The organism is Sphingobacterium sp. IITKGP-BTPF85, assembly GCF_001006065.1.
GTDB classification, from domain to species: domain Bacteria; phylum Bacteroidota; class Bacteroidia; order Sphingobacteriales; family Sphingobacteriaceae; genus Sphingobacterium; species Sphingobacterium anhuiense.
Genome location: NZ_ASZT02000066.1, coordinates 1 through 21,372 on the forward strand (window position 1 = coordinate 1; position 21,372 = coordinate 21,372).

At 34.6% G+C, this 21,372-nt stretch carries 20 protein-coding genes and 3 pseudogenes; 11 read left to right on the forward strand and 12 right to left on the reverse strand.

What is annotated here, in order from left to right; translation table 11 throughout:
* Window positions 1–216: 216 nt before the first annotated feature.
* Window positions 217–864, reverse strand: a complete 648-nt coding sequence (locus tag L950_RS13775) for a response regulator transcription factor (RefSeq protein ID WP_031288355.1) — start codon at window positions 862–864, stop codon at window positions 217–219.
* Window positions 865–1,114: 250 nt separating this feature from the next.
* Here L950_RS13775 and mscL point away from each other — a divergent pair, with 250 nt between their 5' ends.
* The 5 genes and pseudogenes from mscL (at window position 1,115) to tsaB (ending at window position 3,067) form a co-directional block, all read left to right on the forward strand.
* Window positions 1,115–1,522 (forward strand): large-conductance mechanosensitive channel protein MscL, encoded by a 408-nt coding sequence (gene mscL / locus L950_RS13780; RefSeq protein WP_021190117.1) that lies wholly within the window; start codon window positions 1,115–1,117, stop codon window positions 1,520–1,522.
* A gap of 186 nt (window positions 1,523–1,708) precedes the next feature.
* Window positions 1,709–1,866: pseudogene (rpmH, locus tag L950_RS27900) on the forward strand (50S ribosomal protein L34).
* A gap of 66 nt (window positions 1,867–1,932) precedes the next feature.
* Complete coding sequence (locus tag L950_RS13785) at window positions 1,933–2,370, forward strand: ribonuclease P protein component (RefSeq protein WP_031288357.1); 438 nt, start codon at window positions 1,933–1,935, stop codon at window positions 2,368–2,370.
* Window positions 2,321–2,575 carry a membrane protein insertion efficiency factor YidD gene (gene yidD / locus L950_RS13790; protein WP_021190119.1) on the forward strand — a complete coding sequence of 85 codons (255 nt, stop codon included), beginning with the start codon at window positions 2,321–2,323 and terminating at the stop codon, window positions 2,573–2,575. The genes L950_RS13785 and yidD overlap by 50 nt, the downstream gene beginning before the upstream one ends.
* A gap of 18 nt (window positions 2,576–2,593) precedes the next feature.
* Complete coding sequence (gene tsaB / locus L950_RS13795; protein WP_231577277.1) at window positions 2,594–3,067, forward strand: tRNA (adenosine(37)-N6)-threonylcarbamoyltransferase complex dimerization subunit type 1 TsaB; 474 nt, start codon at window positions 2,594–2,596, stop codon at window positions 3,065–3,067.
* A gap of 227 nt (window positions 3,068–3,294) precedes the next feature.
* Here the strand turns inward: tsaB and L950_RS35455 are convergent, their stop codons facing one another.
* From L950_RS35455 to L950_RS13805, 3 genes are all read right to left on the reverse strand, one after another.
* Window positions 3,295–3,870, reverse strand: a complete 576-nt coding sequence (locus L950_RS35455) for a CorA family divalent cation transporter (protein WP_262507090.1) — start codon at window positions 3,868–3,870, stop codon at window positions 3,295–3,297.
* Window positions 3,846–4,196 (reverse strand): CorA family divalent cation transporter, encoded by a 351-nt coding sequence (locus tag L950_RS35460; RefSeq protein WP_262507091.1) that lies wholly within the window; start codon window positions 4,194–4,196, stop codon window positions 3,846–3,848. The genes L950_RS35455 and L950_RS35460 overlap by 25 nt, the downstream gene beginning before the upstream one ends.
* A gap of 111 nt (window positions 4,197–4,307) precedes the next feature.
* On the reverse strand, window positions 4,308–4,919 hold the full coding sequence (locus L950_RS13805; RefSeq protein ID WP_021190122.1) for an OmpH family outer membrane protein: 612 nt from the start codon (window positions 4,917–4,919) through the stop codon (window positions 4,308–4,310).
* A gap of 190 nt (window positions 4,920–5,109) precedes the next feature.
* On the opposite strand from L950_RS13805, the pseudogene gyrB reads away from it, so the two are divergent.
* The 6 genes and pseudogenes from gyrB (at window position 5,110) to L950_RS13840 (ending at window position 13,660) form a co-directional block, all read left to right on the forward strand.
* Window positions 5,110–7,067, forward strand: a pseudogene (gyrB, locus tag L950_RS13810) (DNA topoisomerase (ATP-hydrolyzing) subunit B).
* 565 nt (window positions 7,068–7,632) lie between these two features.
* The gene (locus L950_RS13815) at window positions 7,633–8,865 is read left to right on the forward strand and encodes a helix-hairpin-helix domain-containing protein (protein ID WP_197086431.1); all 1,233 of its coding nucleotides are present in this window, start codon (window positions 7,633–7,635) and stop codon (window positions 8,863–8,865) included.
* Window positions 8,866–8,873: 8 nt separating this feature from the next.
* Window positions 8,874–9,677: a hypothetical protein gene (locus L950_RS13820; RefSeq protein ID WP_031288361.1), complete on the forward strand. Its 804-nt coding sequence runs from the start codon at window positions 8,874–8,876 to the stop codon at window positions 9,675–9,677.
* Window positions 9,677–10,156, forward strand: coding sequence for a DUF4131 domain-containing protein (locus tag L950_RS13825; protein ID WP_021190124.1), 480 nt, complete (start codon window positions 9,677–9,679; stop codon window positions 10,154–10,156). The genes L950_RS13820 and L950_RS13825 overlap by 1 nt, the downstream gene beginning before the upstream one ends.
* Window positions 10,147–11,762 (forward strand): annotated as a pseudogene (locus L950_RS13835) (ComEC/Rec2 family competence protein). The gene L950_RS13825 and the pseudogene L950_RS13835 overlap by 10 nt, the downstream one beginning before the upstream one ends.
* Complete coding sequence (locus tag L950_RS13840) at window positions 11,759–13,660, forward strand: ATP-dependent DNA helicase RecQ (protein WP_021190127.1); 1,902 nt, start codon at window positions 11,759–11,761, stop codon at window positions 13,658–13,660. The pseudogene L950_RS13835 and the gene L950_RS13840 overlap by 4 nt, the downstream one beginning before the upstream one ends.
* 1 nt (window position 13,661) lies before the next feature.
* Here the strand turns inward: L950_RS13840 and L950_RS13845 are convergent, their stop codons facing one another.
* The 8 genes from L950_RS13845 to L950_RS13880 form a co-directional block, all read right to left on the reverse strand.
* Window positions 13,662–14,000 (reverse strand): YciI family protein, encoded by a 339-nt coding sequence (locus L950_RS13845; protein WP_021190128.1) that lies wholly within the window; start codon window positions 13,998–14,000, stop codon window positions 13,662–13,664.
* A gap of 123 nt (window positions 14,001–14,123) precedes the next feature.
* The gene (locus L950_RS13850) at window positions 14,124–14,687 is read right to left on the reverse strand and encodes a YdeI/OmpD-associated family protein (protein ID WP_021190129.1); all 564 of its coding nucleotides are present in this window, start codon (window positions 14,685–14,687) and stop codon (window positions 14,124–14,126) included.
* Window positions 14,688–14,700: 13 nt separating this feature from the next.
* Window positions 14,701–15,534 carry a sulfurtransferase gene (locus L950_RS13855; protein WP_021190130.1) on the reverse strand — a complete coding sequence of 278 codons (834 nt, stop codon included), beginning with the start codon at window positions 15,532–15,534 and terminating at the stop codon, window positions 14,701–14,703.
* 103 nt (window positions 15,535–15,637) lie between these two features.
* Window positions 15,638–17,572, reverse strand: a complete 1,935-nt coding sequence (gene rpsA, locus L950_RS13860; protein ID WP_021190131.1) for a 30S ribosomal protein S1 — start codon at window positions 17,570–17,572, stop codon at window positions 15,638–15,640.
* 468 nt (window positions 17,573–18,040) lie between these two features.
* Window positions 18,041–19,015, reverse strand: coding sequence for a YihY/virulence factor BrkB family protein (locus tag L950_RS13865; RefSeq protein WP_031288364.1), 975 nt, complete (start codon window positions 19,013–19,015; stop codon window positions 18,041–18,043).
* Window positions 18,960–19,424, reverse strand: coding sequence for an acyl-CoA thioesterase (locus L950_RS13870; RefSeq protein ID WP_021190133.1), 465 nt, complete (start codon window positions 19,422–19,424; stop codon window positions 18,960–18,962). Before L950_RS13870 ends, L950_RS13865 begins: the two co-directional genes overlap by 56 nt.
* Window position 19,425: 1 nt before the next feature.
* The gene (mltG, locus tag L950_RS13875; RefSeq protein WP_021190134.1) at window positions 19,426–20,466 is read right to left on the reverse strand and encodes an endolytic transglycosylase MltG; all 1,041 of its coding nucleotides are present in this window, start codon (window positions 20,464–20,466) and stop codon (window positions 19,426–19,428) included.
* A 2-nt stretch (window positions 20,467–20,468) separates the two neighbouring features.
* Window positions 20,469–21,287, reverse strand: a complete 819-nt coding sequence (locus L950_RS13880) for a PASTA domain-containing protein (RefSeq protein ID WP_021190135.1) — start codon at window positions 21,285–21,287, stop codon at window positions 20,469–20,471.
* Window positions 21,288–21,372 lie beyond the last annotated feature (85 nt).

The window sequence follows — 21,372 nt, forward strand, 5'->3', positions numbered from 1 at the left end:
ACGAAGCTAAAATTCTAAGATACAGGGTTATGTCTGCTATCTTACAGGGCTTTACGTACCATGTGTTAATTTCTTTGCACCAATGCTATGGGAACTGGATGAAAAGAGCGGGTATTCATATAAAAATGAACGTGACTTACAGATCGTACACGGAAAAGATATTCCTGTTGTAACAATTGATGAGTTATCTTAAAAAAATAGAATTCACTCTGCAAACTATGTTGCAGAGTGAATTCTAAATATTTCAATGAGCTCTGGAATATTAGAGACATTTAATTTTTCAAATATTCTGCTTTTGTAAGTACTTACAGTTGACGGGCTAAGATCTAAGCTCGTAGAGACTTCAATGATACCCAATCCCTGCATTAAATACTTTGCAACATCCACTTCTCTGTTTGAAAGTCGTGAAAGCGGATTCATCGTGTTTATCTTTGCTTTGGTTTGAGTTAGCTTCTTAACGTAAAGGTCTTTTAATTCATCCGACATGTATTTTCCTCTTTCTTTTATTGTTAATATTGCATTACTAAGCTCTGCCATAGCCGTGCTTTTATTGACAAATCCGGCAGCGCCAGCTTCAATATATCTTAAAGCATAAAGAGATTCATCATAAGAAGAGAATACCAGTATTTTGATGGACGGTTGTATTTCTAGAATTTCTTTTACTACTCTAATATTATTTCCTCCAGGCATATTGATATCGAGTAAAAGTAGATCAAAATCTTCTTTTTCCAACAATGTTAGAACCTCACTATAATCCTGAGCCTGTGTAATGATACAGGATGGCATAGTTTCTTTTATAATGACAGATGCTCCTAATCGAACAATACTATGGTCGTCGGCAATTAATATTTTTTCATGAGCGATATTTAGGAAATATTATTTTGCGAATTGTGTTGTTTAAAAATAAACAAAAATACTGAATTCGAAATAATAAATGCGTGTAAATATAGTCAAAGATTAGTTCTTTTCTGTTTATTTTATTTCTCGCTACTTTGTGTTGTAAATTGGCTAACGATATTTTACCGTAAATATTAATATTTTGTGTCAGTTTTATTGAAATAAGTTTATATTTAGGTAGAGAATTACAATAATTGCAATATTAAACATTTATTTTATGGGAATTTTGAAAGAGTTTAAAGAATTTGCTATGCGCGGTAGCGTAGTTGATTTAGCAGTCGGTGTTATTATCGGTGGTGCATTTGGAAAAATTGTAACGTCATTGGTAGATGATATCATCATGCCACCAATTGGTTATTTGACAGGAGGTGTTGATTTTTCAGAAATTAAATATGTACTTAAAGCTGCAGATGAGGTTGCAAAAAAGCCAGAAGTAGCGATTAATTTAGGAAACTTTATTAATGTCGTGATCCAATTTCTAATTGTTGCATTTTGTATTTTTATGGTGATTAAAGCCTTAAATTCGATGAAACGTAAGGAAGATAAAGCTCCTGAAGTGGCACCTGCTCCAACAAAAGAAGAAACACTTTTAACAGAAATCAGAGATTTACTTAAAAATAAGTAATCATATACTTTGGTAAAAATTAGATGAAGAATAGGGTATTCTTCATCTGTTTTTTATGGAATATTTCGATATTTTGGAGAAGTTGCATTTATTGTTTGTTATTCTCTAAAATATATTTTACTTTTGCATTCCTCTTTAGGGAGTTTTATTAATAGAATCAAAACATAATTTAGCATATTAAGCGTCATGAAAAGAACATTTCAGCCATCGCAAAGAAAAAGAAGAAACAAGCACGGATTCAGAGATCGCATGAGTCTGCAAATGGTAGAAGAATTTTAGCTTCTCGTAGAGCAAAAGGTAGAAAACGCCTTACAGTTTCTGACGAAGGTCGTCACAAAGGTTAATATTTTTGCGTAGCTGGTGGCCAGGAGGCTCGTGTAATGACATGGCCGACTTTTCAGTCATCGATTATGATTAAAAATACATTTAAGAAAGAAGAACGTTTATGTAGTGTCAAGTTGATTGATACGCTGTTTCATAAAGGTTCTTCTTTTGTTTGTTATCCCTACCGTGTTGTCTTCTATGCTCCAAGAGAAGACGATCATCTCATCATGGAAAATTCTTCATCACAGGTCATATTAGCGGTTTCTAAACGCCGGTTCAAACGTGCTGTTGATCGTAATCTGATGAAGCGCCGTATGAGAGAATGTTTTCGTTTACAAAAAAATGAAGGCTTAACACCATTTTTAGAAGAACATCAATTACCTTTGTTATTCACAATACAATACGTAGGTAAAGGTCTGTTAGCATATGATTTTCTGTATAGTCATATGGAAAAAGCTTTGGTAAAATTAAAGAATGAATGTTCTAAACTATATTTGGCAAAAGATTATCAAGCGGATATTTAGTCTGTTATTTTTAGCTATTATCCGGTTTTATCAGATTTTTATTTCTCCCTTTTTGGGAGCTAACTGTCGTTATACACCAACCTGTTCACAGTATGGTTATCAAGCCATTCAAAAATATGGTCCCTTTAAAGGAGGATGGCTTGCTATAAAACGTATTTTAACTTGTAATCCCTGGGGTGGCCATGGTCACGATCCTGTTCCTTAATATTTTTTATTTTTTTGTATGCATACTTATATTTTACAAATCGAGACTTCTACTTCTATGTGTTCAGTCGCTTTGGTTGAATCGGGAATTGTTCGTCAGCACGAAAGTGTCAATGAACCTAATGTTCACGCCTCACAGCTAACTTTGTTTATACAGGCTTTGTTGGATCAGGAGAATATAGGTTTTAAAGATTTGTCAGCAATTGCGGTGAGTATGGGGCCAGGTTCTTACACCGGCTTAAGGATCGGAGTTTCTACCGCTAAGGGTTTGTGCTATGCCCTGGATATACCTTTGATCGCTGTCAATACGCTAGATGCTATTTATTCGGGTTTTCGTGCGAATGAAGGGAAATCACTATCGTACGATCTTTATATCCCGATGTTAGACGCGAGAAGGATGGAGGTGTACTGTGCTTCATTTGATGATACAGGCAGATCGGTAGTAACAACTCAAGCTTTGATTATCGATAACGCAAGTTTGGTCAATTTATAGTACAATACCCTCGTATTTGTTTATTTGGTCCGGGAGCGGATAAATTAAAAGATGTATTTAGTACTGGACAAGGTGTAGATATTATTGAGGGAGTACAGACGAACGCGACTGATATGAGCAAAATTGCTTTCGATAAATATCAAGCTAAAGATTTTGAAGATGTTGCTTACTTTGAACCCTATTATTTAAAAGATTTTGTTGCAACCACTGCAAAGAAAAGACCTGGTTTATAACCAGCCTTTTCTTTTGAACCAGTAATAGATTGCTAGCGATATTCCGAGCATAATAATGATTGCTACAGGATATCCATAGTACCATTCTAGTTCAGGCATGTTTTTGAAATTCATACCGTAAACGCCAGCGACAAAAGTAATCGGCATAAAAAACACGGAAAAAATGGTTAAAATACGCATGATTTCGTTCGTGTGATTGGAGGAAATATTAAAATAGATATTGAGGAGCTGACTTGTGTTCTCTGAAAGATTGTCGTACAGCGTATTGGCTCTCAAATATAGATCTTTTAAATCTCGGCTGTAGACATTGCGTTTTTGATTAGCATGAAAGTGCTCTACAATTTCTTTGTACAATATGATAACCTTCCTGACAACATCAATCTGTCTTTTAATAAAATAGACATGTTTCAGGACTAGTTTTTTTTGACGTGTCAGAAAAACGCTTTCTTCATATTCATCCAATTTAGTAGATATTTTGGGCAGTATTTTTTCAAAAGAGGCGAGCGCCGCCGTGCTCAGGTAATTAGCTAAATGTTTACTGTCTTTTAATTTTGGAGATCTAAAATCCAAAGTTTCATTTTATGAATGAATTCTACATTTTTCTTATGAAGTGTAATGACGAAGTCTGCACCATAGAAAATAGTTAAACGGTCTGTTATTTCACCTATATTGTCGGAGTTATCCTTAAATGTTGCAGATACCATCCTTAGGATAATAAAAGTATAGTTGTCAAACTCTTCTATTTTTGGAAGATGTTCAGGTTCTAAAGAATCTTTAATAGATGCCTGATTGAGGTTATATTTTTCTTTCAAAATTTCGAGATCCGTTACACTTGGCTCGAATACATCGACCCATTCATAACTAGCTTGCTCTTTACTTACTATAGTGGATATCATAAATTAATCGGATTTTAGGTTAATATACCGAAGAGATTTTCAAAAAGCAAATTGTTGTTAAATAAGAAAGCCGCTCATGAGCGGCTTTCTTATTTAACTATTTTAGAAATGTTATTTCTTTTCTTTTTTATATTCTTCATTTAATTGTTTCACCACTTCATTCGTGATTTCCAATTTTGAATCAGCATATAATACTGTCGGATTTGATTTCGAATATGTCAGTACAAGTGTATAACCGTTATCACTTGCATGTTTCTTCAAAAATTCGGTAATTTTATTGTAGACATTATTAAATTCAGCGGATTCGTCTTGTTGTATTGAAGCAGATGCATTTTGATCTAAACGGCTTAATTCGTCTTGTTTACGTGCTAATTTTTCTTCTGTTGCTTGTCTTTCTGCAGCACTTAAATTAGGTGCTTTTTGTTGGTATTCTGCAACTTCACGTTGAAAAGCTTGGCTTTTTGCCTGAAGATCTGTTTGTGCTTTTTTAACTTTTGCTTCTAATTTACTTCTAATGTCCTTAAAGTACTCATATTTTTGAGATAAAGAATCTGAATTGATGTATACAATTTTCTCAACTTTTGTTGAAGAAGTGTTTGCTGAAGTAGAATCTTTGGAAGTTGTAGCACCAGTACTTTTTCCCTCTTGGTTACAAGAAATAGCGGCTACTGATATTGCTACGCCTAAAGTTACCTTTGATAATGTTGAAAATATATTACTCATTGTTTATTTGATTACACGTTTTAATAAGAACAAACCTACTATAAAAAAATTACATTTAGGATTTTCGACTGCTAAAATATAAAATAATTATGGAATAATTGCGCATTAAATTGCTTGTTATCACTTCTCGTTGACTTGTTAAAGTGGTTAAAATTTCGTATTTTTGATTACAAGTATTTAATTAGTTTCAATGAGCGAAGAAAACAAAAATGCATCATCCTATTCAGCCGATAATATCCAAGTTTTAGAGGGATTAGAGGCTGTACGTAAACGTCCTTCCATGTATATTGGAGACACAGGGGTTAAAGGTTTGCACCATTGGTATATGAGGTCGTCGATAACTCTATCGATGAAGCCGTTGCAGGTTATTGTACAGATATTTTTGTCACTATCCATAAAGACAATTCTATTTCCGTAAAGGATAACGGACGTGGTATTCCAACAGGTATCAATAAAAAGGAGAATAAATCGGCACTGGAAATTGTAATGACTGTATTACATGCTGGTGGTAAATTTGATAAGGATACGTATAAGGTATCAGGTGGTCTTCACGGTGTGGGGGTGTCCTGTGTAAACGCTTTATCTATTCATTTGTCAGCAATTGTTCACCGTGATGGTAAAGTTTTTCAGCAAGAGTATGAAAAGGGAAAACCTTTATATACGGTGAAAGAAATTGGTGATTCTGATGCTACTGGTACTATTGTTACGTTTACTCCGGATAGTGAAATTTTCACAACGACTACGACTTATAACTATGATACATTAGCGAGTCGTCTTCGTGAGTTATCTTTCTTGAATAAAGGAATCACTTTATCTTTGACAGATGAGCGAGAAACTTTGGAAGATGGTAATTTACGTCAAGATGTGTTTTTATCTGAAGGTGGTTTACAAGAATTTGTTCAGTTTTTAGATAGTAACCGTCACCCGATCATACCACATCCGATTTATGTGGAGGGTATCAAACAAGGTATTCCAGTTGAATTGGCTTTACAGTATAACGAGACCTATACTGAAAATGTGCATTCATATGTCAATAACATTAATACCATTGAAGGTGGTTCACATGTTGCTGGTTTTCGTCGTGGTTTGACCCGTACATTAAAGGCATATGCTGATAGATCAGGTTTATTGAAAAATTTGAAGGTAGAAATTACTGGAGATGATTTTCGTGAAGGCTTAACTGCAGTTATTTCAGTGAAAGTTGCGGAACCACAGTTTGAGGGACAGACAAAAACCAAATTGGGTAACTCCGAAGTAATGGGTGCTGTTGATGTTGCGGTAGGGGAGATTTTAAATATCTATTTAGAAGAGAATCCTCGCGAAGCAAAAGCAATCGTACAAAAGGTTGTTATCGCAGCTCAGGCTCGTGCCGCGGCTCGTAAAGCTCGTGATCTTGTACAAAGGAAAACTGTAATGGGTGGTTCTGGTTTACCTGGTAAGCTCGCAGATTGTCAAGATAATGATCCTACAAAATGTGAAATTTACTTTGTGGAGGGAGATTCGGCAGGTGGAACAGCAAAATCAGGACGTGATCGTAAATATCAAGCGATTATGCCACTTCGTGGTAAAATTCTAAACGTAGAAAAAGCAATGGAACATAAGATCTATGAAAATGAAGAGATCAAAAATATGTTTACTGCCCTAGGTGTTAGTTTAGGTACCCCAGATGATCCTAAAGCATTAAACTTAGATAAATTACGTTACCATCGTATCATTATCATGACCGATGCGGACGTCGATGGTTCTCACATCACAACTTTAATTCTAACGTTCTACTTTAGATACATGAAAGAATTGATTGAGAAGGGATACATTTACATCGCTACTCCACCATTATATTTGGTTAAAAAAGGTAAAGATCATCAATACGCTTGGACTGAAGATCAACGCTTAAATGCTATTCAGCAATTGAAAGGTGGAGGTAAAGAAGACAGTGTACATGTACAACGTTATAAAGGTCTTGGAGAAATGAACGCTGAACAACTATGGGATACAACAATGAATCCTGAGACGCGTACATTAAGACAAGTGAACATCGAAAATGCGGCTGAATGTGATCGTATATTCTCAATGTTAATGGGTGATGAGGTTGCACCCCGTCGTGAATTTATTGAGCGCAATTCACGTTACGCTAAGATCGATATTTAATTATTTTAGATTTTAATCTTTGAAAGGTCTAACTACTCAGGTAGTTAGACCTTTTTTTTGAATTAGAAAAATCTATATTTTTTGTCTAATTAGGTTAATAACTGTAACTTATATATGGTATTGGTATTTTCGTTGTACTTAAATTACGTTTTTTCGTCGATTTTAGGTTAACGATTAGCTCTATGCTAAAGCGTGTTCTATGATCCGTTGATAACCTTCTTCAACCATATAATACGTATTGGTTTGCTGTAATTAAAGATTAATGATGCTGATTGATAAAAATTATGATTTACTGCGCCTATCTTATTTAGGTGATTATTTTTGCTTTTACCCTAAGTGAGAATGCGATAATGCTATAAAAAAACCTCTCCTGGTTTTTAATTGTAGCAACCGTTATAGCTTCTTTTAAAGAATTAATTGATGCATTCGTTACAATATTTCTTTAGGTAACATAATTATTACTTATTGTAATAGTCGTGTTCCGATATGTGAAATAATATGAAATTGAACTTTTTATTATCTATATATCAAATTTATGATTCTTATTTTTTTAAGTAATAAGTTTTTGAGACTTAAACTTTACCTATTAATTTGGATCTTGTTAGGTAGCGCTATTGCAACATATGGTCAAGAGTATAATGAATTGACTTTTGATCAGTTACTTGAACAACTATTGGAAGAATTAGAGGAGGATGTCGATGCGAGCGAAATTTCAGAGAGATGGTCATATTACCTGAAAAATCCGATTGATTTAAATAAAACAGACGGACGTGAATTACACGATTTATTATTTTTAAGTGTTATTCAGATCGAAAGCCTGTTGGCACACAGAAAAGAATCCGGTGATTTTATTTCTAAACAGGAGTTACAAAGTATAATCGGGTTTGATTTGCGTACAGTTCAGTATTTACTTCCTTTTGTTACTGTTTCAGGTGATATGCATTACAGAGATTTTACAGTTAAGAATTTCTTAAAATCGAAGCAAGAAGTTATGTTACGATATGGACGTTTATTGCAACGTGCCAAAGGATATTCGATTACTGATACAGCCAGGTCGCGCTACATTGGGGATCCAAATCGATATACTGTACGTTATAGGCTCAATTATAATGATAAGATTCGGCTTGCTATTAATATGGATAAAGATGCCGGGGAGTTATTCTTCAGAGACAAGCAACAATATGGTTTTGATTTTTATGGTGCGAGTCTATCAATTAGAGATCTTGGGAAAGTAAAACATGTAGTCATTGGAGATTTTGCCTTACAAATTGGTCAGGGTTTGACGATGTGGAATGGATTGAGTTTCGGTAAAGGAAGCATGATCGAAAGTTCTGCTAGGCAGGGGATAGGTTTAAGACAGTACACATCTTTGAATGAAGCAAATTTTTTAAGAGGTGTAGCAGGTTCTTTGACCTTAGGTAAGTTTGAATTTACACCTTATATTTCTTATCGAAAGATTGATGGCAATATGGAAAAGGTCAATGATGATTGGGTGATATCTACTTTGTCCACTTCAGGTCTTCATCGTACCCCAACAGAACAGCGATATCGAAATGCGATCGGACAACTGGTTTATGGAGGTAACTTACTTTACAGCAAAAATAGGTTTAAGATAGGTGGAAATTTTGTTGCTACCCATTTAGAAGGTGTTAAACTTTTGGGTAAAGCTCTTGAAAATAAATATGATTTTGAGGGTAATTTACTTCGTAATGCTAGTCTTTATTATAATTACACATATCGTAATTCTTATTTTTTGGAGAGATTGCTACGAGTTTTGATGAAGGATATGCTTGGTTAACCGGAATTATGACCAGTATCACTCCAAAGTTTTCCACAGTTCTTTTATATCGTGATTATCAAAAGAATTATCATAGTTTCTTTGCCCAGTCAATGGGAGAAAATAGCAGTACTAAGAATGAAAAAGGACTTTATACAGGTCTTGTTTTTCATCCCTCTCGGAAAATTCAATGGACCGCTTATCTTGATGTTTTTAAGTTCCCATGGTTGCGATACCGCGTATTGGCACCTTCTTCAGGGTATGATATTATGTCCCAATTCTCTTATATCTGGTATAAGAAGGGCCAGATATCAGTGCGCTTCCGATACCGTGTGAAAGAAGAAAATACTTCAGCTTCAAAAAATGAAAAGGTTTTCTTGGCAACAGTTAATAAATACCAACTGAGATTTGAATACAAATATAAATTAAGTAATATCTGGAGCATTCGTAGTAGGCTCGAAGGTATTCAATATCTGAAAGAGTCCGAACAAAAAGAATTTGGGTGGATGGCCTATCAGGATCTGTTTTTTAACCCCAAAAGTAGTAAAATAGCAACAAATATACGTTTAGCTTATTTTCATACTGATAGTTATAATACCCGGATTTATGCTTTTGAAAATGATGTCCTATATGCTTCTTCCTTTCCACTGTATTATCAAAAAGGTTGGCGAATGTATAATAATATACGTTACAGAATATATCGAAATATTGATTTGTGGACTAAAATATCAGCTTTCTATTATCCTGAACTTGAAAAAATAGGTTCGGGTTTAGATGAAATTCAGGGAAATATCAAATCAGAAGTTAAAGTACAGCTAAGACTCCAATTTTAATGAAGACGAATTTTGAAGAACAGTTGAAAAAGCTTCCATTTCTTAAAATTGTCTTGTTTTATGGTATTGGAATAGGAATTGCCAATTTTTTTGAGCCTAGCAAAAGCATGTTTAATTTGATACAAATACTGCTTGTTTTTAGCTTTTTATCGCATCTCGTATTTTTCTTTTATACTCCCCGTTTAGGAATTTTATCTATTGTAAATAGCTACATTATTTTGATTTTTTTCGGAATTTGGAATATCTGGAGAACGCATGTTCAGGTGGATATTAACCATTTTCTCATTGGTTCGAGTGATCAATATATTGCGATGGTGGATGAAGAACCGTTTTTTTACAATAATTCAGTTCGATTCTCTGTAACTCTATTAGCAAAACGTATCGATTCAACATTTCAAAAGGCGACAGGTCGGCTCATGGTGACGTTGCCTTTTGATCAAATGATTCTCCTATACAATATGGTGATGAGATGGTTTTAAAAAATAAGGTGAAACCCATCCCAAAGCCACTTAATCCATTGGAGTTCAATTATAGAGATTATTTAAAAAATCAAGGTATCGATGGCCAGATTTATTTGAAGTCAAAGGAGTATAAAATCATTCGTCATCATCAAGGTTTTGGTATTAAAGCCCAAGCTTTAGAATTAAGGAAGGAGCTCGTCAGTAAATTTAGAAAATATCTGAAAGATGAGGATTCTTTTCAAATTGCAGTGGCATTGATTGTTGGTTATAGAGCAGTGATGTCACAAGATATCGTGCAGACTTTTAGTAATACAGGTACTATTCATGTGCTGAGTGTTTCAGGTATGCATGTTGGAATAGTCTTTATTGTTTTGATGTGGTTGCTAGCCAGGGTAAGTGGTAATCATACTCTAAATCTTTTAAGAATTGTTATATTGCTTTGTGCGATCTGGAGTTATACCATCTTAACGGGAATGGCACCTTCCATATTACGCGCAGCATCATGTTGAGTTTTTTTCTTATTGCTAGATCTATGCAGCGGGAAGGCAATATGCTCAATACAATGGCATCTTCTGCATTCCTACTTTTATTATTGCAGCCCAATATATTATTTGATATCGGGTTTCAGTTATCTTACTTTGCTGTTTTAGGAATTGTTTTATTTTTTCCACTGTTTAAACGTCTATCTATTTTTGAAAGTAATCGCTTCAGTCGCATCATATGGGATAGCGTCGCTATTTCTTTGAGTGCTCAAATTATGACAGCACCGTTTTCATTGTTTTATTTTGGACAGTTCCCAAATTATTTTTTAATTGCGAACTTACTTGTTGTTTTACCTGTTACGTTCATTATGTATATCGGGATGGCGATGATGTTCATTCCTGTTGATATTATCAATGTTTGGTTAGGGTATGCTATGGATTGGCTTATTAAGAAAATGTTTTTCACATTGGAGTTTTTGGATCAATTACCTTTTGCAACATGGACTGGAATTGTCCTTTCTCCAACTTTAGTTTTGATCAGTTTAGTTTTCTTGTTCAGTTGTAGTTACGCATTTTATTGGAAAAATAAGTTTGCTCTATACATGAGTGTATGTTTTCTATTGATTGGCCTTAGCACGTTCAGCTATTTACAGTATTTGCAATTTAATTATACAGGATTTCGCATTTACAGTACCAGAAAAGAGATTGCACTTGCTTTTATACAAAAGAATAACATCACCATGGTTAGTTCTTTCAATTCTTTAGATGCCAGAAATTTGGTTTATAGTGTAAAAAGGGATTTGTCACGTTTCTCTAATTGGGAAGATATTAATTTTCTTCCATTGATATCACATGATTCTGTGAGGACAAATTACCTTATTCAGAAACCCAATTTAACAATCCAAATTATGGAGCATTCTTTACTAAGTCATCGCTCTACAGATATTTTACTTGTCAGAAAAAATAGTAAATGGAATTTTATCGAAAATGTAAGAATTATAAAACCTAAGCTTGTGCTGTTTGATGGAACGAATAGTGACTTCAATATTCAGATGTGGAGACAGCAACTTGATGATATGGGGGTGGCGCATTATACCATAAAAAATAATTTTGCGTATGTTTGGGACAAGGAGTTATTATGAGTGTAGATAGCATCAGCATATTAAAGCAGTATTGGGGACATGATGAGTTTCGACCTCTTCAGGAGGAAATCATCCAATCTGTACTGGATAAGAAAGATACCCTAGCTTTATTGCCTACAGGTGGTGGTAAATCAATCTGTTTCCAGGTTCCGGCAATGATACTTCCGGGTATCTGTATTGTCGTGACGCCTTTAATCGCTTTGATGAAAGATCAGGTAAAACATCTCAAGGATATCGGTATCGAAGCTGTTGCTATTTATTCGGGTCTTAAATCACGAGAAGTCGATATTATTTTGGACAACTGTATTTTTGGCCATATAAAATTTCTTTATTTATCCCCCGAACGTTTGTATAGTGAATTGGTACAGGAACGTATCAAGCATATGCCTGTCAATCTTTATGCAATCGATGAGGCCCATTGTATTTCACAATGGGGGTATGATTTTCGACCTTCTTACCTCCAGTTGTCTAAACTGAGGGAGATACATCCAGATATTCCTTTTCTTGCTTTAACTGCAACAGCTACCACATCTGTAATTGCAGATATTCAGGATAAATTGGCCTTTAAAAAGAAGAACGTATTTGTTAAAAGTTTCTTGCGTGATAATCTCGGATATATGGCGCTGGAAGAAGAAAATAAATCGGGACGGATGCTTCGTGTCATTCAAAAGCTGGGTGGCTCAGGCGTCGTCTATGTACGAAATAGAAGAGAGACTCAAGAGATTGCACGTTTCTTAGTAAACAATGGGATCTCCGCAGATTTTTATCATGCTGGTTTGATAGGAAAAGACCGTGATGATAAGCAAGAAGCTTGGATGCAAAATAGAACACGCGTTATTGTTGCAACCAATGCCTTTGGGATGGGAATTGACAAATCGGATGTCCGGTTTGTTATTCACTTGGATATCCCTGAATCTTTGGAAGCTTATTATCAAGAAGCAGGAAGAGCGGGCAGGGATGGAAAAAAGGCTTATCCTGTTATGTTATATCAGCAGGAAGATAAGAATCGTCTTTTAAAAAATTTAGAACTGAGTTTTCCAACCGTCGCTTTCATTCAACAAGTCTATCATTACCTATGTAATCACTTTCAAATTCCTTATGGTGCAGGGGAGGGAGTTGTATTTGATTTTGATGTAGTCTCCTTTATAAAAAAATATAAACTTAAAACAATTCCTACTTTAAGTGCCCTCAAGTTTTTAGAAAAGGATGGCTGGTTGACGCTTTCTGAAGCTGTCTTTATTCCTTCTCGATTTAAATTTGAAGTGAACCATCAAGAGCTCTACAAAATTCAAGTTCAATATGAGCGTTATGATAAACTTATAAAGGCTATATTACGATCGTATGGAGGAGTATTTGATGATTATATTTCCATAAATGAATATGAGTTTGCAAAAAAGTTAGGTGTTTCTTATGAGCAAATTGTAAGTTTGATCAACGCCTTGGTTAAAATGGAAATTGCGAGTTATATTCCTCCAACAGATAGTCCACAGCTATCTTTTCTGCAGGACCGTGTTGATTATAAGAATCTGTATGTAGACCATGTTTTCATTAGAGAAAGACAACGTGTAAAGACTGTCCAGATCGAGGCGATGCTCAATTATATTGAGCATTCACAATGTCGTAGTCAGTCACTACTCCATTATTTTGGTGAACAGAATACACTATTTTGTCAGGTCTGTGATCTGTGCCTAATTCGTAATCATCGTGTGAAATTGCATCATAATATAAAATTGGAGATAGAACGCATTTTATTGAACGAAGCTCAAACGATACATGATCTTATTGGAAGGATCTCTCTTGGTGATGATGAAATAAAATTGGAAGTAGTGCGAAATTTAATAGATCATCATAAGATTAAGGTCGTAGATGATCGGTATATCTGGAATACCAATATCTAGTTTAAAATTCAAATTTATTTACTTTTTTACTGGCTTCCAAATATAATGGTAGCGCCGCAGATCCGTACCATAGCGTAATTTCGGAGATTAATAAACCAGCGTTAATGGCAGGATCTGTAGCCAATAATGCTTCTGCTTCTTTGATAGTTTTAACATTTAATATAAAGATACCGCGATAATCTCTTTCATTTTTCCCAAATGGACCAGCTACAATTAGTTTTTTCTGTTTTGCTAGGCGTTGAATATTTTTCATATGTCCATCAAAAAGTCGATTGACAGAATCTTTATCGGTTATTTTTGTTGCGCCCGTTTTTAGAAGCACAAAACTATAATACTTCATTCCATAATTGTCAGCACCTAATTAATCGGCTAATAAATGGTCATATTTGGCATTAGCTTTTTGTGCATACGAACGAGGTAGCGTACCTAATATCAATAATCCAAGGTAAAGTATATTTTTCATCTATTTTTTATATTTATCATATAGACCTTTTCCACTTAATATAATAGGTTTAATTTTTTCTAGACGGTTTACTTTTGTTTTATCTTGTTTTGCTTCATGAATATACTCATAATATTCATTCTTTTTTGCATCACTGAGATTCTCAAAATTCCTTTTTAATTGCGGGTCGTTCTTTAATACTTCTTCAATGAATGCGGGAATGGATAAATATTCTTTTTTCCCTGGAATGAGTTTTAATCCCTTTTCTTCAATATTAATGGCCTGCTGTATATATTGTCTGAGTAGAGATTTATCAATTTGACTTTGATCTGTAAATTTCCATTGACGCAGGTTTTTCGTTTTTTCTCCCTGTGTTGCTGTTAAAACTGCTGCCGGATCTACCAGGTGCGATCCGTTAAAAAACCAAAGTGCAAAATGATCTTTAAATCCAGCAAATGAAATAACATTTTTTTGTTGATACGTGAATACCGGACCACCCCATTTTGTTGTTTCTTCAAGTGGGAACTCTTCAATTATGCTGCGTAGGATTAATAATTCTTCCCTCCATTTGCTTTGCTTATCCATAAATTTGTAATAACTAGTTGGAAATAGGTAAATGGAGTTCTTCCTGTCCCCACTCGGACCAAGAACCGTCATATACTTTGATGTTTTTATTACCAAGCAAATGACTGGCAAAAGCTAGGATCGATGCTGTAATACCTGATCCACAGGTGAAGATCTGTTCATTGCTATTATTAAATGATTTAAACAATTTTTGCAATTCTTCTTTTGAATCGTAGCTGTTTCCTTCGAGAACAAGATCAAATGGAAGATTATGAGAATTGGGAATATGCCCTCCTCTTAATCCTGCTCTGGGTTCTGGAGCTGAGGCAATAAATCTTCCTTGACTACGAGCATCAATAATGCTTGTTTCACTATTATCATAATGAGCTAAAACGTAATCTTTATCCGCATACCATTTTGAATTAAAATGAGCTTTGGCTTTACCCCTTTGTTGTGATTTTATGTGATGGTTTACTAAGGGAAGATGTTGTTCTTTCCATGTTGGAATTCCACCTTCAAGTATATAAACTTGATCAAATCCCATAACCTTAAACATCCACCAAGCTCTAGGACTTGAATATATACCCCAGCGGTCGTATAGTACAATGATGCTATCTTGATTGATACCTAGTTCCTGAATTCCATTTGTGAAGGTTTCCTGGGAAACAAGTGTGTGTGGTAGCGGGTTGTTTTTATCTGAAAAGGTATTTTCGATATCAAAAAAGAGCGAGTTGCCTATTACTTCTAAGTTCGTATCCTTTAGCGATTGACCTACTTTGTCAATTGTACAATCTAATAATACAATTTTGGAATTGTTTAATTCACTACTAAGCTGTGCAGGAGTGATTAGTGAAGAGGGAAAGTACATGGTTTATTTTATTTACGTTACGTAATTTAATCATGTTTTTGTTATAAACAAAAAAGCCCTAGCTAAATGCTAGGGCTTAATATTATCGAGTTGATGTTAAAAACTATTTAGCGTTTTTCTCATCACCTTCCATTTGCTCTTTCAATTGTGCAAGAACGTCTAAGTCACCTAATGTAGATTTCTCAACTGAATCTTTTACTTTTTTAACAGCATTGTTTGCTACTTTAGCTTCTTTTTTACGAGCATTGAATTCTTCAACACGTGCTTCAGCTCTTTCATCTTCCCAGATACGAGAGTGAGAAATTACTAAACGTTTATTTTCTTTGTTGAATTCAATGATTTTGAATGAAGCAACTTCGTCAACTTTAAGTGCAGAATTATCTTCTTTTACAGAGTGTTTAGATGGACAGAATCCTTCAACACCATATTGTAAAGCAACGATATCACCTTTGTCACCAACTTTCAATACAGTACCTTCATGAACTGAATCAATTGTGAAGATTGTCTCGAAAGTATCCCAAGGGTTTTCTTCTAATTGTTTGTGACCTAAAGATAATTTTCTGTTTTCTTCATCTAATTCTAAAACAACAACATCTAATTTTTCACCAACTTTAGTGAATTCGTTAGGGTGGTTGATTTTTTTAGACCAAGATAGATCAGAAATATGGATTAAACCGTCGATACCTTCTTCTAATTCTACGAACACACCGAAGTTAGTCATGTTTTTAACTACTGCAGTTTGTTTAGAACCAACTGGGTAACGCTCAACAATGTTTTTCCAAGGATCTGGAGTTAATTGTTTGATACCTAAGCTCATTTTACGCTCTTCGCGATCTAAAGTTAAGATCTCAGCTTCGATTTCATCGCTTACTTTTAAGAACTCTTGTGGAGAACGTAAGTTTTGAGACCAAGACATTTCAGAAACGTGAATTAAACCTTCAACACCCGGGATGATTTCTAAGAAAGCACCGTAATCAGCAACTGTTACGATTTTACCTTTTACTTTAGAACCAACAGCTAAGTCTTTATCTAAAGATTCCCAAGGATGCTCAGAAAGTTGTTTCAAGCCTAAAGCGATACGTTTTTTCTCATCATCAAAATCTAAAACAACTACGTTAATAGTTTGATCTAATGATAATACCTCTTTTGGATGCTCGATACGACCCCATGAAATATCAGTAATGTGAAGTAAACCATCAACACCACCTAAATCGATGAACACACCGAAGTCAGTGATATTTTTAACAGTACCTTCTAATACTTGACCTTTTTCTAATTTAGATACGATTTCAGATTTTTGGTTCTCTAAATCGTTTTCAATTAATACTTTGTGTGATACGACAACGTTTTTAAATTCGTGGTTGATTTTAACAACTTTGAATTCCATTGTTTTACCTACGTAGATATCGTAATCACGGATAGGTTTAATATCGATTTGAGATCCAGGTAAGAATGCTTCAACACCTTTGATATCAACGATAAGACCACCTTTAGTACGACTTTTAACAAAACCGTTAATGATAGCATCATTTTCCAATGCTTCATTGATAGCTTCCCAAGATTTTTGAGTTTTAGCACGTTTGCGAGATAATACTAATTGTCCATTAGCATCTTCTTGCGACTCTACAAAAACGTCAACTACGTCACCAACTGCCAATTCTGGTAAGTCACGGAATTCAGATAATGAAACCAAACCATCAGATTTGAAACCAACATTTAAGACAACGTCTTTATTGTTGATAGAAACAACAGTACCTTCGATAATTTCACCTTGATTGATTTGGTTGAAAGTACCTGCGTATTGTTCTTCTAATTTAGCGCGCTCAGCCTCGCTGTAATTTCCGAAACCTTTATCACTAGCATCCCAGTCGAATTCGCCTTCTGGAGTGATCCATGTGTTAGATTTGATTTCTTCGATTAGTTTTGAATCAGCCTCTGATTCAATTTTTTCTGTGTCTTTCACCACTTTGGTGTCAGCGCCTTGTAGCTCCGCGTTTTTCGCTGCTAACTCTTTTTCTACTTCTTGTTTTTTTGCCATTAATTATTTTTTCTCCTTTTCCCCACATTGTAGGGACTGCAAAAATACGAAAAACTTTTATTAACAAGTATTTATATCTATTTTTTTTTAAATTGTTATCCACATTTATGGAATTGCTGGCAATTTCGAGTGAAATCCACTGCTAAAACATAATTGAATTATGACTCTTCCATATGGAATTGGGGCGTATGTTCCTATCAATTGTTCCAATCTAGGAGTTATTGTAGGGTGTAAATTACTTTGATTTGGTTGTACAAGTACATTTGAGAAATTATTGAGCAGTATGATCGAATTGTAACGTAAAAAATAGGGGCTATGAATTTTGTTGATTTAGAGGGAGATAGGGGATTGTGCCTTTTTTCTGGTAGCCGATATTTAAAAGCAGAATTAATAAGAAGATTGAACAGCTGTTCCGATTTATATTGTAATAAACTAATTTTTAAAAAATAGACGATATCTCAAGCCGAACTATAAATTTTCGTTATTTGCTCTGAATGAATTGTAGGTTTTTGGCCTTACGATTTTAATACTTTGTTTGGACAGAGCAATGGCCGCATTTAGTTCGTAACCTATCAGTAATATTAATGTATTGAGATACATCCAGATCATGATGACAATTAAAGTTCCAATAGACCCATATAGCTTATTGTACGTGCCAAAGTGGTTGATATAGAATGCGAATCCGGAGAAAGTTAGAATAGCTAAAATAGTAGCTAAAGTTGCTCCGGGGCTAAATATTTTCCAGCGACGGGAAGATGTTGGTGCAAATTTATAAAGGCAGCTCACAGTAAAGAAATATATACCGAATATGACGAACCAACGAGCCGCCTTTATGACAAAGGCCCAGAAACTATTGGTTATAGCAATACTATCTTTAAGATAATTAACAACAATGCCAGCATAAGTAAATATAGTCATTCCTATGGTTAAGGCTGTTATAATCAAAAAAGCGAGTCCAAGCGCAATCATTCTACGTTTTATCCACGTACGTTTTTCAGCAATAAGAGAAGCCTTATTGAAAGCCCGCATCATGGAGGCCATTCCATTGGTAGCAAAGTAAGCTGCCAATATAAAACCGAAAGATAAAAGTCCTCCATTCTGATTTTTAATAATGTCTTCTAATGTAGTCTCGACTACTTCATAAGCATTATGTGGAATGACTACTTCCAAAAAATCTAAAAGCTGTTCTTGAAAATTGTCTATTGGTATATAAGGGATCAATGTAAATAGAAAGATGATCCCCGGAAAAATAGCCAGCATGAAACTATAAGAAAGTGATGATGCTTTGCTTAAAATAGAGTCACGAGATATTTCTTGAAAAAAGAATATGGCTACAGTATAGAGAGGCAAAGATCCAAATCCAGGTAAAATCACTCCTTTACTCCATTCAATAACTTGATTGTAAGGTTTTAATTTCAATAAGTATTGATGAATATTGGACATGTTTATTCAAAGTATTGCGCCATTTTTTCAAGAAAAATGCGGGTGGCATTGTGGGTTTGTTCTTACTGATATCAACAAATACGAGTGTTGTTTCACCTGTATTTAGGAGCTCTTCTTTTTCATTGAACAGTTCATATTCAAAAACTATTCTTACTGCAGGTTTTTTTCTGATTGTAGTTTTAATCGTTATTAAATCATCGTAACGTGCAGGTTTAATGTATTTACATTTCATCTCCATAACCGGTAGCATAACACCCATCTCCTCCAGTTCACGGTAAGAAATTCCGGTGCTTCGTAGCATTTCGGTTCGAGCTATTTCGTAGAATGCAGCGTAGTTTCCATAGTACACATAACCCATTTGATCGGTTTCTGCATACCGTACACGTGTTTGATATTCGAATTGAAACATACTATTTTTTGATATTTCGTTCGTCTAATGCTTTTTGAAATTTGCGGGCGTTTATTTGATGTTCAGCGACATTAGTAGCAAAAGCATGGTATCCAGAAAAGTCTTCTTTAGCACACATATAAATATAGTCGTGATGCTTATAATTTAATACAGCATCTATGGCAACAATACTAGGCATCATAATAGGACCTGGAGGAAGACCTTTATAGATATAGGTGTTATATGGATTATCAGTTCTTAAATGTTTATTCAATACACGTCGGATAGTAAAATCTTGAGTGGCAAAAATAACTGTCGGATCAGCCTGTAAAAGCATTCCTTTTTGTAATCTGTTGAGATATAACCCGGCAATAGCGGGCATTTCGTCTTTGTGAAGTGCTTCACCTTTAACAATGGCAGCAAGAGAACTAACTTCCTGTGGTGTCAGGTTGATTGCTTTTGCTTTTGCTAAGCGATCTTTTGTCCAAAATTTTTCCCATTCATCATGAAAACGTGCAAATAATTTTTCGGGCGCAGTATTCCAATAAAGTTCATATGTATTTGGAATAAACATTGCAATGAAATTATCTTTAGTAAAACCGTATGACTTTGCTAGATTCTCATCATTTAATAGTTTTAAGAACGTGATAGAGTCAGCCTCGAAATTTTCTGCAAGTTTACCAGCAAAGTTTTCCTTTAAGCGGATATTTTCGAATCTAAATTTAACAGCATCTTGATAGCCTCCTCTCAAATTACCGATAAATCTTCGGTTGTTCATTCCTGGAGTCAAAGCATAACGACCAGGCTTAACACTCTCCGTATAATTCTGATATTTAGCAGCGCGATCAAAACTATTTGGATCTTCCACTATTTTTTGATCTTTTATTTTTTGTAATACTTGTAAATAAGTATCACCTGTATTGATATACAGGTATTTTTGATTATCTGTAACATTTGATGCTAGGAAAGTGGTGTAAGCTGTCCAGCCGAAATATCCTCCAATAATAAAGATTAGGAGTGCAATGATTTTTAACCAATTTGGTATTCTCTTTTTATTTTCCATATTTATGGATTTGTTTTTTGTTTTTGCGGTGAAGAAGGAGCTGTTACTGGTGGAGTAGCAGGGACAGTATTGGACAACGTAAGATCCACTTTGGATCCAATACTCGTGATCCCGGTCTCTAAACCAGGAAACTGTGTGATAACACGGGCTGTACTCGTATCCGATACGCCAATATCGTAAGTCACCGTACCCAAAGCTAATCCTATACCTTGTAATGCAAATTTTGCTTCCGTAACAGTCAATCCTGATAAATCCGGTATTTGAACTTCATTTGCGCCCTGACCATTACCCAATATTAAATCAATTTTGGATCCTTTTGGAATCATTCTTCCATCACGGATAGATTGCCCTGCAAATTGGGCATCTAAAACAATATCTCTTGCTATGTCAGCAATATAAGTTGTATCACCTATACGTAAATTATGATTTTTTAGTATAGAAGATGCTTCAATTAATGTTTTATCCTTGATTTTTGGAAATGCAATTTCTGGTGCTACCTGTGTAATAATAGTTAAGTAGATTGTACGTCCGCTTTTTACATGAAATTTAGCTTCGGGATCTTGTTCAATTACTAGACCAGGTTTAGCATCCATTTGATAAACGGAATCAATTTGATATTCCAAGTTCGCATTTTCTAATGCTGAGATAGCAGCATTAATATGTAAGCCTTTTACTTGTGGAACTTCTATCGATTCATCGTGTTTGGTATATACTTTTAAACCAAGATAGATGAATAGGAAAATTGCTAAAACAAATCCAATAGCGATTAGAATGTTGTTTCTAAACGTATTCGTTTTTAAATACTGTAATATTTTTGACATTTATATTTCTTTAAAAAATCATTTTATCGTATATTTTCTAAGCAAGATTAAAGCCACTATTTTTGTTCAATATCTGCGCTTTTAA

Coding starts and splice junctions, on each gene's coding strand:
- L950_RS13820 (WP_031288361.1), top strand. CDS start 8,874: ATGACCAGTATCACTCCAAAGTTTTCCACAGTTCTTTTATATCGTGAT.
- L950_RS35460 (WP_262507091.1), bottom strand. CDS start 4,196: ATGATATCCACTATAGTAAGTAAAGAGCAAGCTAGTTATGAATGGGTC.
- L950_RS13850 (WP_021190129.1), bottom strand. CDS start 14,687: ATGGATAAGCAAAGCAAATGGAGGGAAGAATTATTAATCCTACGCAGC.
- L950_RS13805 (WP_021190122.1), bottom strand. CDS start 4,919: ATGAGTAATATATTTTCAACATTATCAAAGGTAACTTTAGGCGTAGCA.
- mscL (WP_021190117.1), top strand. CDS start 1,115: ATGGGAATTTTGAAAGAGTTTAAAGAATTTGCTATGCGCGGTAGCGTA.
- yidD (WP_021190119.1), top strand. CDS start 2,321: ATGAATGTTCTAAACTATATTTGGCAAAAGATTATCAAGCGGATATTT.
- tsaB (WP_231577277.1), top strand. CDS start 2,594: ATGCATACTTATATTTTACAAATCGAGACTTCTACTTCTATGTGTTCA.
- L950_RS13785 (WP_031288357.1), top strand. CDS start 1,933: ATGATTAAAAATACATTTAAGAAAGAAGAACGTTTATGTAGTGTCAAG.
- L950_RS13870 (WP_021190133.1), bottom strand. CDS start 19,424: ATGTTTCAATTCGAATATCAAACACGTGTACGGTATGCAGAAACCGAT.
- L950_RS13845 (WP_021190128.1), bottom strand. CDS start 14,000: ATGAAGTATTATAGTTTTGTGCTTCTAAAAACGGGCGCAACAAAAATA.
- mltG (WP_021190134.1), bottom strand. CDS start 20,466: ATGGAAAATAAAAAGAGAATACCAAATTGGTTAAAAATCATTGCACTC.
- L950_RS13880 (WP_021190135.1), bottom strand. CDS start 21,287: ATGTCAAAAATATTACAGTATTTAAAAACGAATACGTTTAGAAACAAC.
- L950_RS13855 (WP_021190130.1), bottom strand. CDS start 15,534: ATGTACTTTCCCTCTTCACTAATCACTCCTGCACAGCTTAGTAGTGAA.
- L950_RS13825 (WP_021190124.1), top strand. CDS start 9,677: ATGAAGACGAATTTTGAAGAACAGTTGAAAAAGCTTCCATTTCTTAAA.
- L950_RS13840 (WP_021190127.1), top strand. CDS start 11,759: ATGAGTGTAGATAGCATCAGCATATTAAAGCAGTATTGGGGACATGAT.
- L950_RS13865 (WP_031288364.1), bottom strand. CDS start 19,015: ATGTCCAATATTCATCAATACTTATTGAAATTAAAACCTTACAATCAA.
- rpsA (WP_021190131.1), bottom strand. CDS start 17,572: ATGGCAAAAAAACAAGAAGTAGAAAAAGAGTTAGCAGCGAAAAACGCG.